General features: G+C 55.7%; 2 protein-coding genes. Both read right to left on the bottom strand.

The features are described from left to right. The coding region (locus tag EXE44_RS17590) for a glutathione S-transferase N-terminal domain-containing protein (protein ID WP_137718021.1) at positions 1–217 on the bottom strand (217 nt) is incomplete at its 3' end. A 130-nt stretch (positions 218–347) separates the two neighbouring features. After that, on the bottom strand, positions 348–485 hold a 138-nt coding region (locus EXE44_RS22035; protein ID WP_199241264.1), incomplete at its 5' end, for a hypothetical protein.

Here is a 485-nt window from a genome sequence, read left to right on the forward strand (position 1 = left end):
AGGCGACGATGTCGTCGCTCTCTGGCAGCCCCTCGATTCCGTGTTCGGGGTCGACGAGCACCGGTACCCCGGACTGACCGCTCACCGATTTCACCTCGAATCGGAGAAACCGAAAGGGGAGTACGTTATGCGGCTCGTATTCCAGATCTAGTTCGTCGAGCTTGTTTTCGACCTTCGCACAGTACGGACAGCCGGGAAGCCGATAGAGTTCCAACATTCGATCTTGGTATAGAGTGATCGCAGCGTTTTAAACAGTCTTGGCGGATGTGAAACGAGTTCGCACGAGCGCTCCGGCTGTCAGAACAAACAGCTCAGAACGGTGTGTTCGACGTTTGTTTTGGAGATCGCTACTCGATACAACAGCTCATCTTCGACGTATCTCTCCGGAACGCCTGACAGGCCTGTTTGAACGCTTCGCTGAACGTCGGGAACGGGTGGACGGTGTCGATGATGTCGCCGACGGTGAGACCGAACTTCACCGCCAG

Source organism: Halorubrum sp. SS7 (assembly GCF_005435055.1).
Classification (GTDB): Archaea; Halobacteriota; Halobacteria; order Halobacteriales; family Haloferacaceae; genus Halorubrum; species Halorubrum salinarum.